This window comes from Eubacterium sp. CAG:161 (assembly GCF_000432355.1).
Classification (GTDB): domain Bacteria; phylum Bacillota; class Clostridia; order Lachnospirales; family Lachnospiraceae; genus Eubacterium_G; species Eubacterium_G segne.
In genome coordinates, this window is record NZ_HF991860.1 from 37,821 (window position 1) to 55,505 (window position 17,685).

The following is a 17,685-nucleotide window of genomic DNA, read 5'->3' on the forward strand; positions in this document are numbered from 1 at the left end:
AAGAAAGAGGTTAGTATTATGGAACAGATTATTAATAGTTTATTGGAAAATGATTTATATAAATTTTCAATGGGTCAGGTAATTTACCACCAGTTTAGTGATTACAAAACAACATGGGATTTTAAATGCAGAAATAAGGATGTGTATTTTACATCTGAAATGGTGGAGGAAATAAAGGAGCAGATTAAGTTATATTGCAATCTTAGATTTACGGAAAATGAGCTGGAATATCTTCACAGCATTAAATGGTTAAAGGGTTCATACGTTGATTTTCTCAGATTGTGGCAGCCAAGATATGAAGATTTTGAGATAACAACAGATGCAGATTGCGGATTGACCATTGAAACAAAGGGAACATGGCTTAATACATCAATGTATGAAATTCCTACATTGGCTATTGTAAATGAAGTTTATTTTAGAATGGCTTATGATTATGATGAATTATTTGAAAGCTTTAAGAAAAGACTTGATAAAAAATGTGAAAAACTGAAAGACGGAAAGTTGGAATTAGGCAATTTCTCAGAATTTGGTCTGAGAAGAAGATTGTCTGCTAAAGCTCAGGAAATAGCAATTGAGAAACTGGCTGATTTAAGTGGTAAAATGCACGGAACTACTAAGTTTATTGGAACAAGTAATGTATATCTGGCAAAGAAGTACAATCTTACTCCTGTAGGAACTATGGCTCATGAATGGGTTATGTGTGTAGGACAGGGAAATCATAAACACAATCCGGCATATTCAAACTGGTATGCTTTGGATGCATGGGTTAAGGAGTACGGTATATTAAACGGTACTGCTTTAACGGATACAATTACAACGGATTGTTTCTTAAAGGACTTCCAGCTGACTTATGCAACTTTATTTAGTGGTGTAAGACACGACAGCGGAGACCCTTTTGAATGGGGAGAAAAAATGATTAAACATTACAAGAACCTTGGAATTAATCCGCAAAACAAAACTTTGTTGTTTAGTGATTCGCTTGATTTTGAAAGAGCTGATAAATTATACAAATATTTTAGTAAAAAGATTAATGTTGCATTTGGCATTGGCACATATATAAGTAATGATACTGATGTACCGGCACTTAATATTGTAATGAAAACCACAAAGTGCAATGGAATGGATGTGGCAAAAATAAGTGATACTCCGGGAAAAGGTATGTGCAGAAATCCAAAATACGAACATTATTTAACAAGATGCATAGATTGGAGAATGCAAAATGACTGAGAAAGATTTTTTGAAGGAATATGACATAACAAAGTACGACAGACCATCAATTGCCACGGATATTGTATTGTTTACACTGGATAATTCAATTAAAAATGCCAAAAAAGTCAATGTTGGACCGTTACAGATATTATTGATAAAAAGAGCTTCTAATCCCTTTAAAGGTCAGTGGGCATTGCCCGGTGGATTTTATGAGAAGGGTGAAACATTGGAGGAGGCGGCAGCACGTGAACTTTACGAAGAAACTAATGTAAGAAATGCGTATCTTGAAAATACTAAAACCTTTAGTGAAACAGGGAGAGATCCCCGTGGATGGATTGTGTCAAATGCTTTTATTGGGGCAATAAATAAAAGTGACTGCAATTTAAGAGCAGATTCTGATGCATGGGAGGCAAAGTGGTTTAATTTATCTGAAGAAAAAGAGGCAGGAGAAAACTGTACAGTGTACAATTTGAATTTAACTGCTGAGGATGATTCCTGCAGCATAAACATAGTGGTAAAGTGTGATAAAACCATGGAAATGGGCAGGGTAAAGCATAAATGGAGTATTTGCAAATCAGAGAATCTTGGATTTGACCATGCATTAATTATTACGGAGCTGTTTCAGAAACTAAAGAATGGTATTCTTAGTGATATAAGATTATTGTTTGAGTTTGTTCCGGAAACATTTACTGTGGGACAGCTAGAGGCCACATACAAGGCGATATTTAATATTGACGGAAAGGTTCCTAATTTTAGAAGAAAGATAGGTAACTATATTGTTGAAACCGATGAGTGGGAAAGGGAAACATCTTATAGACCGCCAAAGCTGTGCGTAAGGAATATGGAGGTTTTTTGAGGGAAAATAATATTAAACCAATAAATATATTAACTTGACAAATAAACGACCGTTTACTAGAACAAAAGTGAACGGTCGTTTATTTACATATGGAGGTAACTGAAAATGGGGAACAGAAAAGAAGAAATATTAATTGTGGCACTTCATTTGTTTGCGAGAGATGGTTATGAGGCAGTTTCTGTAAGTCAGATTGCCGGAGGGAGAGGATGCATCATTTTTTCTGTGTAAAGAGCTGATACCGGGATATCTTGACGGGGGTGAAGGTGAATATTCCACACCGGAAGGATATATGGTGGACGAAGGAGAAGCAGAAGAATTTGATAAACAGTTTCCATATAAGGAGAAGAAGAAAATGCCAGGGCAGATATTTTAAATTTGTTGGTAAAAAAGGTTCATTTTTTGCTATGTAAAATACATTTGACATGGTAAATCTATCGTAGTGTACAGGTTTCTTTTCTCTTCTTGCCATAATAAAAGACCTCCTATGAGTTATATTTTACCATAGAAGACCTTGCTGTTATTAGCTATTTACAGAAAAAGTTTCACACACTCAATATTTTATCAATTAACTCTGACACAGATTTGACACAGCCTTCTGCATATTGCTTCACAGTAGCTGGAGAATGATGGAATGTATAACCATGCTTTGTTGCCCTTAACATATCAATGTCATTTTCAGCATCACCAATGGCGTAGACTTGTTCATGCATGAATCCAAGTTTCTGACAAAGGATGTTCATGGCGTTCCCTTTTGAACAGTCTCTCCACACCATGTCAACATCCTGGATATTTACAAAAACTCTCACCTCCTGGTGATCTGACTTTTCCAGCCAGTCTGCAAAAGCTTTTGCAGATTTATTGTCTTTGAAATGGAATGACATTCCATAAAGTTTTTCCGTTTTTAATAAATCAATACTGCTAATAGGTGTTATTGGCAGGCTGTACTGCTTTTTTTGATTGCATGAAAATACGTTGTCTTTCGTATGAACTGTTAATGGTATATCCGATGCATATTCGTTTATTATTTTTTTGATTGCTGTAAATGATACAGGTTCTTCATGCAGTATTTGTTGATGACTATCCGCGATAATACTCCCTGTACTGGCAATCATGTAATCAGGCAAAAGATATCCTTCCAACGGAGCAACTATCCATGGCAATGCTCTGCCGGAGTTAATTACAATCAGATTTCCTCTTTGCTGGAATTCCTTTATTGCATCTAAATCTGATTCCTTAAAATATGTTTTTCCATTATCAGAGAACAATATTGTTCCATCCATGTCTGTAAATAAAATATTTTTCTGTTTCATATTTCTCCTGCTAAATTGATCGTCTTGTTGCATTATCCTGGAAGCTAAAGTAATCAGGGCGATGGCGTGACTGGGTATATTCAAACATAACACCATCACTATTGTAAGTATGAGAGCTGACAACAGCCATACAGTTATAGTCTCCAAAATCCAAATATTTTTCATCAATTTCAGTCATCTTTTCTACGGTAATGATACGTTTACTTGTGACAATGGAAACTCCAAGAGTATTTTCCAGATAATCGTAAATCGACTTTTCTGCAATCTCTATAGTTAGATCTTTAGCAACGCTTTTCAAAAAATAATTATGGTTTAGAATAAGTGCTTTCCCATCTAAGTAATGAAGTCTCTGCAGATAATAAATCTCATCGCCAATATTAAAACCGGTTTTTGCAGCCATTTTTTTGTCTACTACCAATTCTGCAAAGTGAATTACCTTGGTTTGGGATTTCTGGTTATTTCTCTTTGCAGATTCCGTAAACGTTTCAATTGAGCCGATGGTAAATGAGGTCTGTAATGCGGGCTGGAAGATAATTCGTACCCCTTTCCCCTGCATCGTCTGTACATATCCATCGGCTACCAGATCCCCGATGGCACGGCGAATGGTATTGCGTGAGCAGTCATATTCCTGCACCAGTGTATTTTCAGAGGGGAGAAGTTCCTGAAATTCATATTCTCCGGTCTCAATTTTTCTTTTCAAGTCTTTATAAATTTTTGCATATTTTGCTTTCGGCATAAGTTCCTCCACTTGTTTGAACATCCATCATTTATTATAATATTTACATATGGAAAGTCAAGAATTAAATAGGATATAACTTGTCTAAACAAGTTTTAAAATAAGTGTTGACATGTTTAAACAAGTATGATATAACATAATCACAAAAAACTTGTTTAAACAAGAATGAGCGCGAAACATTTATTTTAATAAGGAGAATCAAGATGGGTAAGTATATAAACGACGCAAAAGAATTACTGCACCTTGTGGGAGGAAGAGAAAACATTGCTGCAGTATCACATTGTATCACACGAATGAGATTCGTATTAAATGATCCGAAGAAAGCGGATATTCAGAAAATTGAAGCAATGAAAGTTGTTAAGGGAAGTTTCACACAGGCAGGACAGTTCCAGGTAATCATCGGGAACACGGTTTCAGATTTTTACAACGACTTCATAGCAGTTGCAGGCATTGAAGGCGTATCGAAAGATGCTGTAAAGAGCGCAGCAAAACAGAATCAGAACATAGTTCAGAGAATTATGACTGCATTAGCAGAAATTTTCGCTCCACTCATTCCTGCAATCATTGTGGGTGGTTTGATTTTGGGATTCAGAAACTGCATTGACAGCTTATATTTATTTGAAAACGGTACAAAGACGCTCTGTGATATCAGCCAGTTCTGGTCAGGGATTGACAGTTTCCTGTGGCTCATCGGAGAAGCGGTATTCCATATGTTGCCAGTTGGTATCTGCTGGTCTGTAACCAAGAAAATGGGTACAACACAGATGCTTGGTATCGTACTTGGACTTACACTTGTGTCTGGTCAGCTCTTAAATGCATATGCAGTGGCAGGCACAGCGGCAGCAGATATTCCAAAGTGGGATTTCGGTTTTGTACAGGTAAATATGATTGGTTATCAGGCTCAGGTCATTCCTGCAATTCTGGCAGCATTTACACTGGCATATCTTGAAAAATTCTTCAAGAAGATCTGTCCATCCGTAATTTCTATGATCGTGGTACCTTTCTGTAGCTTAGTACTCTCTGTTATGGCAGCACACTTTGTGCTTGGACCAATCGGATGGAAAATCGGCTCTGTCATTTCCTCCGTTGTATACGCAGGAATCACAGGACCACTGAAAATTGTATTCGGTGCAATCTTCGGTTTTGTGTATGCACCGCTTGTAATCACAGGACTTCATCATATGTCAAATGCAATTGACTTACAGTTGATTGCTGACTTTGGCGGAACAATGTTATGGCCAATGATTGCTTTGTCCAATATCGCACAGGGTTCCGCAGTATTAGGCATGATCTATCTTCAGAAAAAAGATGCCCAGGCGCAGGAAGTAAACATTCCGTCATGTATCTCCTGTTATCTTGGGGTTACAGAACCGGCAATGTTTGGTGTAAACTTGAAACATAGTTATCCTTTCATCTGCGGTATGATTGGTTCTGCATGTGCATCAATTGTCTGTGTAGCTACAAACAGTACAGCAAATGCAATCGGTGTTGGCGGTCTTCCGGGAATCCTTTCCATGCAGCCCCAATCCATGTTAACCTTTGCTATTTGTATGTTAATTGCCGTAGCAGTTCCATTTGTATTAACAGTTATGGTTGGTAAAACAAAACTTCAGCCCAAAGAAGTTAAATCAGTAGAAGAAGTTAAATCAGCAGAAGAAGTTAAATCAGTAGAGGTAACAGAATTAAAAGCATTTGCAACAGGTGATGTGATTACATTAAAAGAAGTGAATGACGGTGTGTTTTCCGCAGGAACCATGGGTGAAGGATGTGCAATCATTCCGGAGAATGAAACTGTTTATGCTCCGGCTGATGCAACAGTCAACTTACTTATGCAGGAGTCACGTCATGCATGTGGTTTAAAACTTGCAAACGGTGCACAGATCCTTTTACATATCGGAATTGATACTGTAGCCATGAAAGGTGACGGTTTTGAATACCTTGTAAAAGAAGGCCAGAAGGTATCTGCCGGAACACCCCTGATCAAATTTGATAAAAAGAAAATCAGTGAAGCAGGTTATGTTGATACGATCATTTGCGTCATTGCTGAGCCAGGTAATATGGAAAATATAGTATTTATGACAGGCATTCATGCAATTGAAAAAGAGACAACAATAGCAAAGATAGAATAAGAGGAATTGTATGACAGATTTTAGAAAAAGCACTGTATATCAGATTTATCCCAGATCCTTTTATGATACCAACGGAGATGGATTTGGGGATTTAAAGGGTGTGACGGCAAAGTTAGATTATATAAAAGAATTGGGCGTGGACTATATTTGGATGACTCCGTTTTTTGTGTCCCCCCAGTATGATAACGGTTATGATGTGGAGGATTACTATAACATTGATCCCCGTTACGGTACGATGGAAGATTTTGAAGAGCTTTCCAGAGAGGCACAGAAGCGTGGCATCAAACTGATGCTGGATATGGTATTTAACCATACCTCCAGCAATCATGAATGGTTCCAGAAAGCATTGGCCGGAGATGAAAGATATAAGAACTATTATATTTTCAAAAAAGGAAAAGAGGATGGCAGTGCACCCACAAACTGGGAAAGTAAGTTCGGAGGAAGTGCATGGGAATATGTGCCGGAAATGGATGAATACTATTTGCATTTATTCCATGTAAAGCAGCCGGATCTGAACTGGGATAACCCCAAGGTGCGTAAAGAGGTTCAGAAGGTTGTACGTTTTTGGATGAGCAAAGGTGTCAAGGGTTTCCGATTTGATGTAGTGAATCTTATCAGCAAAGATAAATTCGAAGATGATTTCGAAGGGGATGGCCGTAGATTTTACACTGACGGACCAAACGTCCATCAGTACCTGAAAGAATTAAATGCGGAGTCATTCGGACAGGATGCAGAAATTATTACTGTCGGTGAAATGTCCAGCACATCTATGGAAAATTGTTTTGAATATGCAGGTGAAGACAGCCATGAGCTTTCCATGGTATTTAGCTTCCATCATTTAAAGGTTGACTTTATGGGGAATGAAAAATGGGTGCTTGTACCAACAGATTTCCAGAAATTGAAAGATATTCTCTTTAGCTGGCAAATTGGAATGGCCAAGAACCATGCCTGGAATGCAGTGTTCTGGTGCAATCACGATCAGCCGCGTCCGGTTTCCAGATTTGGTGATGAAGGAAAATACTGGAAAAAGTCAGCTAAAATGCTTGCGACCATCATTCATGGGCTTCGCGGTACTCCATATATTTACCAGGGTGAAGAGATTGGTATGACAAATACCGATTTCACTGACATCAGTCAGTTTCGTGATGTAGAAAGTTTGAACCATTATGAAATTCTGCAGCAGAAAGGTCTTTCTAAAGAAGATGCATTTCGTATTATCCAGATTCATTCCAGGGATAACGGAAGAACACCAATGCAGTGGAATGGTGAAAATTACGGTGGCTTTACCAAGGGAATGCCATGGATTGGTGTGAATGAAAATTATACCAAGATTAATGCACAGAGCCAGCTGCATGATGAAACATCCATTTTCAACTACTATAAAAAGCTCGTAGCTTTACGTAAAGAGCTGGATATCATTGCATATGGTGATATCAGGCCGTTAGATGTAAGACATCCATCCATTATTGCCTATGAAAGAATTTACGGAGAGGAAAAAATGCTGGTAGTCTGTAACTTCTATAAAACAGAAGTTGTATGGGATAGTGGAATGGATCTGAAGGGCTTCGAAACATTGCTGGGCAACTATTCTGAACAAAAAATAGAAGAGTCAAAGATTTCCTTAAAACCTTATGAAGCAATGATGCTTTACAGAAAGAGATAATATATGAATCTGTCCACTGATATCTTTGAAAAGAGTGTATGGATAATAATAGTAGCCTGCAGATTTTTGGCTGTCGGCTGTTAATGGTTATGTAATGCAAAGAAAACACGAGAGAAGAGGTCGTGGAGGCGGCAAAGGAAGCGGGAGTTCACGAGTTAATTATGAACCTGAAGGACGGATATGATATCTATATCGTAGGGTGGGGGATGAAGTTGTCCGGAGGACAGAAGCAGTGGCTCAGCATAGCATGTGTCTTCCGAGACATTACAATACCTCATGGGGCATTCGGATATATCAGTCACAATGAATGTGTACACGCATATCGGATTCGATGACGCTGAGGAAGAATTGAAGAGAATGGAAGAGTTTAGGAAAGCACAGGCGGAGGTTGATCAGAAGAAAGAGAAACCAATGTCGCAGAAGATGTTTAAGGTAATTTGATATGGAAGAAGGATGACGCTCTGGCTTAGGCTGGGGCGTTTTTTCTGTGGAAAAGAAGTGGAAATGACGATATAATACTAATGATTATAAAGAAAGGTTGATAAGTATGGAAATATCGGATAAGGATAAAGAACATTTGGTTTCTGAATTAGAAAAATTAACTGGTACCAGACCATTATTTTATTTGAAATTTTGTTCAGAAGAAAAATTTGCAACAGATATTTGTGAAGGAAAATTATATGCAAATACACCTAAATATTTCAGAGAAAAAGAAATTGAATCGGGAGAACGTGGACAAGGAGATCAATTTGAATTAATGTCAATTATTGAGGCACAATCAATAATAATGTGTGACAAAGAAACAAATGAGATTGTTATGGCTGTACCAAAGGGAACTTTGAGATTTCAATTTAGGGATGATGATTTAGTGCCAATGGTTTCTTTTGTTGGAATGACATTGAGAGATATGAAGTTAGTGTACGCAGATGAAAAACGTGCAGATTTTTTGTTCCCATTTACAGAGGAAGAATATGATAGTATGGTTGAAAAGTTTGGGAAATTTTGTGTGATTGTAAATGGCAGGGAATTAGAACGTCATATTAATTACTATTGTGAAGAAAATGAATGTGATTATATTTTTGATAAAGTAGAATATTGTGAGCAGAATCGTTTGGACAGGATGCAAGCATTTAGCAAAAGTGCGAAAGAAAGATTTTTATATAAAAATAAGGACTTGGCTTATCAAAGAGAATATAGACTTGTGATTGCACATGAATTGCCGATAGACCATTTTGTTAGGATTGGTAAACTGGATAATACTAAAATATTGGAAACAGAGGATATGAGAGAATTTAAATTTTCTATTGGTTATATTTCACATCAAATTGGCGAGGAGATGATTTAGTGATTTCAAAGGTTGTATTTGAAATTAAAAATAGCATTAGAAGTTGGAGTGATCAGGAGATTTCTTTTTCTTCAAAAAATATGAGGAATGTTTCAATAATTATAAAGGATATAAAGTGTGAATTGGCTGTAGATGGAAATAATGAAGATGACAATCTGCAGTATATTATATTGATATGGGAATTGCTGGTTTGGGAAGATGGTTATTTTTACAAACCTATTAGTTATGCTGTTGATGGTGTTGAAAAAACGATAGATAGCCTCGTGACTATTAATTGTCGTACTACTGATACAAAATGGGTTTCTAGTGCAATCCTATTATGTAGGAATCAAAGACAAATCAATGAGGAGATTGTTGAAAAATACAGGAATATCAGACATTTAGACAGAAAAGACAAATCAATGAATGCCTCCATGTTTTCCTCTTTCTTTTATCTGATTTCAGAATCATATTCTAGTATCAATTTAGAGCACAGATTAGTTTTATTAATGCACATTTGCGATGGCTTTGCAATCAAGTATTGTAATGGTAGTAGCAGTAATAATTCTGGAAATATAAATATAATCCTTAGGAAAATAGATGCAAAAAAATATAAGCATGGAGCAGCACTTCTTGGAATTTCATCCTCTAGAGCAATTGAGGCATTAGGAGACACAAGAAATGAGCTGACACATTATATTTATAAATCTGGAAGCTTGGGTTCGTATATAAATAACCCTGATACAGAGACTGATAACATGGTAAATTTGTATGCGTTTTATATTTTGGAGATTGCATTACGAATAGCTGTGTTAGAGGTGATTGGAGTAAATGTTTCTGACGATGTTAAAAATTATGTAACGGATGAGCACTTAGATTGGATAAAGTTAGAAAAGCATCTTGATGAAGATTGTGTACTGCCTATGAATGTTTTTCGACAGATGATTGAGAAACTTCAAAATCAAGAGCAAAATTCTTAGTAGTCTCCCTTTCCCTTTTACTACCAATTTTACTACTAACAGGTAGTAACAACTTGCTCAATCTTGCTCTGATTTGCCACAATCTGTAATTTCAGAGCATATCACAATAACCCCGAAAACCCTTGCAAAACAGGGCATTCCGGGGCAAATCAAGGAGAAACAAAACTATGATAAAAATACTTTTTGTTTGCCACGGCAATATCTGTCGCTCCACTATGGCACAATACGTCCTTCAACATATGGTTGAACAGGAAGGCATAGCCTGGCAGTTTTACATCGACTCAGCAGCTACAAGCTACGAAGAAATTGGAAATCCCGTCCATCCAGGAACTAGAAACAAGCTAAATCTTGAAGGAATTTACTGCGGAAATCATCGTGCAAGAAGGATGACAAAACAGGATTATGAAGATTTTGACTACATCATTGGAATGGACACTGCAAATAAAAAAAATATTATGAGAATTATTGGAAGAGATAAGGACAACAAGGTGTACAAACTGTTGACTTTCGCCAACGATTCGGCAGACATAGCGGATCCGTGGTACACAGGAAATTTTGATATCACATATTCTGATGTGGTGCGGGGATGCAGAGGCTTTCTGGAATATTTACAACAGAAGTCTTAACAAGTTTATAAAGTAAAAATTTCTGCTTGCTTACAACATATGCTAAGTAGTTTTGTATTGAAAAATTAATTTTAGTATATAGTGCATTTATTTTCAGGCACATAGTTCTCATATCATTTGCTATAAACGTTAATTACAGGAAAAAGCTAAAAATACAAGAATATTATTGTATTTTTAGAAAGTGAAAATTAGTCAATTTAAGTCCGGTACAATAATATTCTTATTTAATACTTTATTTAATGTAAATATCATGAAAAAATTAGTCATACCAGCCATTAAATTCAATTATTTACAGTAAATATTGAAAAAATCAGGAAAAAAATGTACTTTTTATACTCTACATTAGTTTCAATAAGGAAAAATACGGCAAAATTATATTAAAACAAATTTATTAATGTAATTTTGCCGTTTCCAACTATCATAACAATTTCTCAGCTAATCATCAATCTGAATCTGCAAGACAACCTCCAAAGATTCCAACTTTTACTCCCAACACATCGCTACATCTTCTCACAGATATCCCTTGCAACATATACACCGCTTGCGGATGCATGAGACAGTGAGTGGGTTACGCCACTGCCGTCCCCGATAATATATAATCCATTGTATTTACATTCAAGATTGTCATTAAGTTCCACTTCCATATTGTAGAATTTAACCTCTACTCCGTAGAGCAAAGTATCGTCATTAGCTGTTCCCGGAGCGATTTTATCTAATGCATAAATCATTTCAATAATGCCGTCTAAAATACGTTTAGGAAGCACAAGACTTAAATCTCCCGGAGTTGCTGAGAGAGTAGGAGTAACAAGTCCTTCCTCGATACGGTTCTCAGTGCTGCGTCGACCTCTTACCAAATCGCCAAAACGCTGAACAATAACGCCACCCCCTAACATATTTGAAAGTCTGGCAATGCTTTCGCCGTAGCCGTTACTATCTTTGAAAGGTTCTGAAAAATGCTTAGCCACAAGAAGGGCAAAGTTAGTATTTTTAGTCTGCATTTCTTCGCTTTCGTAACTGTGTCCATTGACCGTTACAATGCCGTTTGTATTTTCGTTTACCACAATACCGTGAGGATTCATACAGAAAGTACGGACGTTATCCTCGAATTGTTGTGTACGGTAAACAATTTTGCTTTCATAGAGTTCGTCTGTAAGATGGGAAAAAATAACAGCAGGGAGTTCCACACGGACACCAATATCCACACGATTTGATTTGGTTGGGATATCCATTTCGTGACAAACTTTTTCCATCCATTTGCTTCCGCTTCGACCAACAGAAACAATACATTTAGGGCTTTCAAAGGAGCCATCCGCCGTATGAATAACATAGCCGTCGTCTGTTTTCTCGATTGAAACCACAGGTGTATCAAAGTAAAAATCAATAGTTTCTTTTAATTCATTATATAAATTTTCCAAAACAACGTAGTTAATATCCGTTCCTAAATGTCGAACCGATGCATCTAAAAGTTTTAACTTGTTTTGCATACATATTTTCTTAAATTTAGTTCCGGCGGTAGAGTACAAATGGGTCCCTTCTCCACCGTGGGACATATTAATATCGTCCACATATCTCATTAAATCAAGAGCCTTTGTTTTTCCAATGTGTTCGTATAATGTTCCACCAAAATCATTTGTAATATTGTATTTTCCATCAGAAAAAGCTCCGGCGCCACCAAAGCCACTCATAATAGAACAGCTTTTACAGTTGATGCAATTAGGAACTTTATTGCCGTCAATAGGACATTTTCTCATGGAAAGCTTGTGACCCTCCTCAAAAACGGCAATTGAAAGTTCAGGCTTTTTTCTGGTTAGCTCGTAAGCTGCAAAAATACCTCCAGGACCGGCTCCAATAATAATAACGTCGTAATGCTTCATAAAAATCCTCCTAATTTAATATGTAATGCCAACTTATTTAGTCGGTGTGAAATTGCCAAAAACGCAAAAAAATACCGCTAAATAAAGTATATCTATAAAAGCGGTTATAGATAACTATTTGCGGCAGTTAGTAGAAACGTTCATCCGTATTATGAACTTATATAATCCTTACAGATAATATCAGAAATAATACATAAAAGCAATAGTGAATGTTATGAGAAAATGTTGTGAAAAATCCCCGGCACCTTATTAATTACATAAAAAAACACAATATCTGAAATTCTGTTGTAAATTTTAATACCCAAGGAAACTTAATCTCGGGTTTTTACATTAATAATTGGAAAATAATCATATTTTATTGTAAATTTTAATTACAACTCGCCCATATTGTTAGCTAAGTCAACATCAGATAAAAAAATTACAATAAAAATCAAGTGAAACAAATATTTTATTGTAATTTAAAATTCATTTAGAAATCAAAATGCATATATTTACAATAAAAAAATACAAGAATTGATATATTAATGTAATTTCCTAAAAACAAGCCTAATTATCTTCCACCAAGCTATAAAAATTTGAATTATCTACATTAAAAATCTACAAAAATACTCATATTAATGTAACGTCCCCACAGAAACATCACAACGTCCCACCCCCTCGGGACCTCACAGAATCCCACCCCACGTAGCATTCACCATCCACCCCACGTAACATTCACCATCCACCCCACGCAGCATCCATCCGGGAATATCACCACATCCCGGAATCACAACAATTCCCACAAGAATCTCCCGCAAGTATTTACAAGCCCCACACTTACCACAATTCCTCCATCACCCACTTTTGCAAATTTGCAATGGCTTTTAATGTGTGCTATAGTTTAAATATGAAGGGAGCAGGAATAAAATGAATTTGGACAAAACATCAGGTCAGATAATTATGTCATTATGTCAGGAGGCGGGCATATCCAGAAGTGAGCTTGCCAGAAGATTAGGAGTTACTCCGTCTCAAATCAGCCGAATAGTAAATGAAGAAACTAAAACTATAAGCAGTGAGATATTAATTGCAATGACAAAGGAATTTGGAGTGTCGGCAGACTATATTTTAGGATTGACAGACAAAAAAGCAGGTAACAATAGTGTGGATAACCCGGTGATATTCCATGGCACAATGAAAAACATTAGTACAGATGATTTTACGGAAAATAACAACAGTGTGGACACCAAAAAAACATCCGTTATCACAACGCCTGCCAGAACCACAACGCCTAACATCACCAGAACTGCCATGTTACTTATGAGCTCGGCATTTCCTCTTGGAAAATGTCTTGAATTTATTGAGAACATAGAAGATATTCCACAAAAGGAAATGGCATACGCTGAGTATTATTACTTTAGCGGTCACCATGAAAAGGCAGTTACATACGCTGAAATGTACTTAAATCATGAGGATATAATGCTTAAATTGTCGGCAAGTCTTATATATACCTTTGCAAATCTGTCATTAGACAGAATCAATTCGGCAAGACTTGGTCTTGAGAGGCTAAAAGAATATCTTGAAAAAGCCATGGCTGAAAACACCGACAAAAAAACAAGGGCATGTTGCGTATTTGTTGCTTCGGCGGCTCACACGCTGCTTCATCTTCCGGTAGGTCATATACCACCATTGTCTGAATACCTTACGGAATTTACCAAAGGAATGCAGTTGTGGGGAGTATATGTTTTGGCTCACAAGGCGTATCTTAATAAGGAATATGAGCGTTCATTAGGAATTGTTCAGGCATGCATTATGACCTGTGACAAAACATACCCAATAGCTATGATATATTTAAATCTTGTGGCAGCAATGGATGCCATGAATATGATGAAAAAGGACGAGGCAAAAAAATACTTTATGGAGGCATGGAGAATTGCAAAGCCTGACGATTTAATAGAAGGAATAGGAGAGCATCATGGGCTTTTGCAGGGGTTGATAGAAACCTGTATGAGAAAAGAATATCCAAAGGATTATGCCAGAATAATTGATATTACATATAGATTCAGCGCCGGTTGGAGACGAATCCACAATCCTGATACTAACGAGGATGTGGCGGATAACCTAACCACCACGGAATTTACCATTGCCATGCTTGCCAACAGAGGATGGACAAATAAGGAAATAGCAGAATATATGGATATTACCCAAAGAACGGTAAAACAACATTTAACCTGCGTATTTAATAAACTAAATATAACCAACAGAAAACAACTAAAGGATTTTATGCTGCGATAATAGCTTATAGCTAAAGGACTCCATGCTACAATAACAAGCCGAATAACTCTATACTGCATAATAGCCCGAATAACAGCTTATAGCCAAATAACTCTATACTACCATAACAGCCCGAACAACAGCCAAAAGACTTCATACTTAGATAAAGTCCAACAACAAAATGACTTCATTCCCAGATAATCTCCCCGGAAAAACGTATATACCACCTTTGCATATCACTTAAAAGTTGGTGCACAAAGATAGAACCCCAAAAAACGTATATATCACCTTTGCACATCACTTAAGAGCCGATGCACAAAGGTAGAATCCCGGGGAAATGTCCATTTTTCCTTAAAAACGTACGATGGCAGAAAAACTTCTTTCGTTTATAATTTTACTTATAAACAAAGCCCGATTTATACGCAATTGTAATTTATACTTTTGAAACTTACATAATATAATAAAAACGGGAAGGAAGGAGATGAATCTATGCCAAAACACAGATTTAAAACTTTAAAACAAAGCAAAAAGATTCTAAGCACAATACTTGCCACGGCGATAGTGGTTACAAGTATTCCGGCTGTGGAATTTTTTAGAGGTGCTGTTAATGTAAATGCGGCAGTTACTTACGAACCTAAAAAAATAGGAGTTTCCTTAATGTGCAACGATATGTTGTCAGGGGACAATGCCGATAACGTATACAAAGCATTAACAAGAACCAACTCCTTAGCAGAAGATTCAAGGAACGGAAGTGCATTTAACAATGTAAATATGCTGGGTCTTACATACCAGAACAGGCATGGAGGCGCAGGAAAATCTTACTGGGCTGAATTAAAAAGCAGTAAGTTTGTTGGCCTCTATGATTTAGCAAAGAAAGGTCAGATTGAGCAAAGCATTTGTGCAAATGTTAAAAACCATAATCATAGAAGTACAAAACGTCATTGGAACAAAATAAAACAGTACGGAAAAATAATTTTCGGATACCCAAAAGCCGATAACAATGACTGGTTTTATGGCAGACTATTTGAAACAAAAGACAATTCTGATTATTCAGAAATTGGAGGAAACGGATGCTGGAATACAACTAATCCTGACAGAGGTTACAAAAACCGTCTTGTAGTATATATGACTGCAAAAAAAGGCTGTGACGGTTGTAGTGGTGCATACATAGAAAATGTATCTATAGCATTAAAGGATACAAAGGCACCTACTATTTCAAGTATAAAAATTACTTCAGCAGCTAACAGCGACAGTGAAACGACCTATTTTAAGGCAGGTCAGACCCTTTACGCTAAGGTAAAATTCAGTGAATATGTACGTTTGGCAGATAACAAGAATTCAAGTAAACAGTCTACTAATATTAAGTTAGGTTTGTCTTTAGCAAAGAAAAATACAAAGAATGCTACCCACATTCAGGCAAAACTTGTTAGTTTAAAGAATGATACGGCAATTTTCTCTTACGACATACCGGCAACTATTAAGGTAAATAACAAAACAGAGGCTATGGATTACTTTGTATCAGGTCTTGCAGACATTGATAAACAAAGCAGTCTTATAGTGAAATCATCAGCAAATAAGAACTCAAAATTTGACCGTGCATTTTTAGATAACAATGGAAATACACTTTCAAACAGTAGTTCAACCATATCAAAATTAAAAAGTGGTATAAACGATTCCACTAAATTTGAAAATGAAATTAAAAAGACCACCAGTGCCATTACTGATATTGCAGGAAATCCGTTGGATATCAACAGCTTCAGGGATGATTCTGCCTACAAAAACGGTGTAAGCATAAGCAGGGTTTATTTAGATGCAGTAAGCCCTAACATTAAAAGTGTTAAGCTTTCATCTAATCAGAAAATAAACAATTTAAATGACAACGAAAACTATTATTTAAAAGTAGGAACAAAATTAACAGCCAGTGTGGAATATAATGAAAATATTAAAAAAGTTTCCGGAACAAACCTTGCCAAAATACAGGCAAAGTTTAATATATATAGTTCCGCAGGAAAACAGATTACGGCAAAAGCTAAAAGTATTTACTATGGTGATTCCACCAAAATCACTTTTGAACCGGTAACCATCACCGGTGATATGGTTATAAAACCAAAATCCAGTGGGAAAAAGAAGGAAGACTACAGAATAACCATATTAGATATTGAAAATAGAAATTTGTTAAAAGACTATTCGGATAACGAGGCAGGTACCGTTGGAGATTTAAGAAATGACACATCAAAAACATTTTACTTAGATAATAAGGCACCTGTAATTATGGTGGAAGATAGTGTGCCTGATGACACTAAAACTTATGATATGGCAAGATGCGATATAACCGGAGAGGTGTATAGAATTGTCCTTAACACAACTGATAATGATGAGGAAAGCGGAAGTGATAAAAAGCCTTTTGCTTCCGGTGTCAGAGATGGAAAAGGCTCTATAAGTGTTGATTTGCAAAGCAGCACCGTTAAAAAATTCAGGTATATTTTGTCACCGAAGGAACTTAGCAAAAGCGAGCTTTCCCGAAGAACATTTAAGGAAGGGGAATCAAACAAAAATCTGATATTAGAAGGAACAGATGACAGTGATACAACCTTTACTCTTACAGGAGAAAGGACTTATGTATATTTGTATCTGAAATTTATTGACGAAATTGACTATTCCCCGGTTACATCAGGTATAAAGGTCAAAATGACGGCGGCAGATGTAAACACTAACTTAGCTACAGCTA

Annotated in this window: 14 protein-coding genes and 1 riboswitch; of the genes, 11 read left to right on the top strand and 3 right to left on the bottom strand. The window is 36.5% G+C overall.

Features of this window, described 5'->3' with window-relative positions; all coding sequences use genetic code 11:
• The first annotated feature begins 18 nt into the window (after positions 1 to 18).
• The 4 genes from pncB to Q5O30_RS04845 all read left to right on the top strand — a co-directional run bounded on the left by pncB (position 19) and on the right by Q5O30_RS04845 (position 2,438).
• Positions 19 to 1,227: a nicotinate phosphoribosyltransferase gene (pncB, locus tag Q5O30_RS04830; RefSeq protein WP_021952626.1), complete on the top strand. Its 1,209-nt coding sequence runs from the start codon at positions 19 to 21 to the stop codon at positions 1,225 to 1,227.
• Complete coding sequence (locus tag Q5O30_RS04835) at positions 1,220 to 2,065, top strand: NUDIX hydrolase (RefSeq protein WP_021952627.1); 846 nt, start codon at positions 1,220 to 1,222, stop codon at positions 2,063 to 2,065. Before pncB ends, Q5O30_RS04835 begins: the two co-directional genes overlap by 8 nt.
• Positions 2,066 to 2,170: 105 nt before the next feature.
• Entirely contained in the window at positions 2,171 to 2,293 is a 123-nt protein-coding gene (locus tag Q5O30_RS04840; RefSeq protein WP_021952628.1) for a TetR family transcriptional regulator, read from the top strand.
• Positions 2,256 to 2,438 (top strand): hypothetical protein, encoded by a 183-nt coding sequence (locus Q5O30_RS04845; RefSeq protein ID WP_302674594.1) that lies wholly within the window; start codon positions 2,256 to 2,258, stop codon positions 2,436 to 2,438. The genes Q5O30_RS04840 and Q5O30_RS04845 overlap by 38 nt, the downstream gene beginning before the upstream one ends.
• 169 nt (positions 2,439 to 2,607) lie before the next feature.
• Here Q5O30_RS04845 and Q5O30_RS04850 read toward each other — a convergent pair whose 3' ends face one another.
• Entirely contained in the window at positions 2,608 to 3,375 is a 768-nt protein-coding gene (locus Q5O30_RS04850) for an HAD-IIB family hydrolase (protein ID WP_021952629.1), read from the bottom strand.
• A 10-nt stretch (positions 3,376 to 3,385) separates the two neighbouring features.
• Positions 3,386 to 4,111 carry a trehalose operon repressor gene (gene treR, locus Q5O30_RS04855; protein WP_021952630.1) on the bottom strand — a complete coding sequence of 242 codons (726 nt, stop codon included), beginning with the start codon at positions 4,109 to 4,111 and terminating at the stop codon, positions 3,386 to 3,388.
• 203 nt (positions 4,112 to 4,314) lie between these two features.
• Between treR and treP the strand changes: the two genes are divergently transcribed.
• From treP to Q5O30_RS04880, 5 genes are all read left to right on the top strand, one after another.
• On the top strand, positions 4,315 to 6,240 hold the full coding sequence (treP, locus tag Q5O30_RS04860) for a PTS system trehalose-specific EIIBC component (protein WP_021952631.1): 1,926 nt from the start codon (positions 4,315 to 4,317) through the stop codon (positions 6,238 to 6,240).
• 10 nt (positions 6,241 to 6,250) lie between these two features.
• Positions 6,251 to 7,903 (top strand): alpha,alpha-phosphotrehalase, encoded by a 1,653-nt coding sequence (gene treC, locus Q5O30_RS04865; protein WP_021952632.1) that lies wholly within the window; start codon positions 6,251 to 6,253, stop codon positions 7,901 to 7,903.
• Positions 7,904 to 8,450: 547 nt separating this feature from the next.
• On the top strand, positions 8,451 to 9,248 hold the full coding sequence (locus Q5O30_RS04870; protein WP_021952633.1) for a hypothetical protein: 798 nt from the start codon (positions 8,451 to 8,453) through the stop codon (positions 9,246 to 9,248).
• A complete protein-coding gene (locus tag Q5O30_RS04875) occupies positions 9,248 to 10,207 on the top strand; it encodes a hypothetical protein (RefSeq protein ID WP_021952634.1) in 960 nt (319 codons plus the stop codon). The genes Q5O30_RS04870 and Q5O30_RS04875 overlap by 1 nt, the downstream gene beginning before the upstream one ends.
• 167 nt (positions 10,208 to 10,374) lie before the next feature.
• On the top strand, positions 10,375 to 10,833 hold the full coding sequence (locus Q5O30_RS04880) for a low molecular weight protein-tyrosine-phosphatase (RefSeq protein ID WP_021952635.1): 459 nt from the start codon (positions 10,375 to 10,377) through the stop codon (positions 10,831 to 10,833).
• Between the two features lie 500 nt (positions 10,834 to 11,333).
• Here Q5O30_RS04880 and Q5O30_RS04885 read toward each other — a convergent pair whose 3' ends face one another.
• Complete coding sequence (locus tag Q5O30_RS04885; protein WP_021952636.1) at positions 11,334 to 12,707, bottom strand: NAD(P)/FAD-dependent oxidoreductase; 1,374 nt, start codon at positions 12,705 to 12,707, stop codon at positions 11,334 to 11,336.
• An 87-nt stretch (positions 12,708 to 12,794) separates the two neighbouring features.
• Positions 12,795 to 12,892, bottom strand: a riboswitch (purine riboswitch).
• A 721-nt stretch (positions 12,893 to 13,613) separates the two neighbouring features.
• Here Q5O30_RS04885 and Q5O30_RS04890 point away from each other — a divergent pair.
• Entirely contained in the window at positions 13,614 to 14,978 is a 1,365-nt protein-coding gene (locus Q5O30_RS04890; RefSeq protein WP_021952637.1) for a helix-turn-helix domain-containing protein, read from the top strand.
• Between the two features lie 468 nt (positions 14,979 to 15,446).
• Positions 15,447 to 17,685: hypothetical protein (locus Q5O30_RS04895; RefSeq protein WP_302674595.1), on the top strand; the 2,239-nt coding region annotated here is incomplete at its 3' end.

Coding starts and splice junctions, on each gene's coding strand:
- treP (WP_021952631.1), top strand. CDS start 4,315: ATGGGTAAGTATATAAACGACGCAAAAGAATTACTGCACCTTGTGGGA.
- Q5O30_RS04890 (WP_021952637.1), top strand. CDS start 13,614: ATGAATTTGGACAAAACATCAGGTCAGATAATTATGTCATTATGTCAG.
- Q5O30_RS04835 (WP_021952627.1), top strand. CDS start 1,220: ATGACTGAGAAAGATTTTTTGAAGGAATATGACATAACAAAGTACGAC.
- Q5O30_RS04840 (WP_021952628.1), top strand. CDS start 2,171: ATGGGGAACAGAAAAGAAGAAATATTAATTGTGGCACTTCATTTGTTT.
- Q5O30_RS04880 (WP_021952635.1), top strand. CDS start 10,375: ATGATAAAAATACTTTTTGTTTGCCACGGCAATATCTGTCGCTCCACT.
- Q5O30_RS04885 (WP_021952636.1), bottom strand. CDS start 12,707: ATGAAGCATTACGACGTTATTATTATTGGAGCCGGTCCTGGAGGTATT.
- treC (WP_021952632.1), top strand. CDS start 6,251: ATGACAGATTTTAGAAAAAGCACTGTATATCAGATTTATCCCAGATCC.
- Q5O30_RS04870 (WP_021952633.1), top strand. CDS start 8,451: ATGGAAATATCGGATAAGGATAAAGAACATTTGGTTTCTGAATTAGAA.
- pncB (WP_021952626.1), top strand. CDS start 19: ATGGAACAGATTATTAATAGTTTATTGGAAAATGATTTATATAAATTT.
- treR (WP_021952630.1), bottom strand. CDS start 4,111: ATGCCGAAAGCAAAATATGCAAAAATTTATAAAGACTTGAAAAGAAAA.
- Q5O30_RS04850 (WP_021952629.1), bottom strand. CDS start 3,375: ATGAAACAGAAAAATATTTTATTTACAGACATGGATGGAACAATATTG.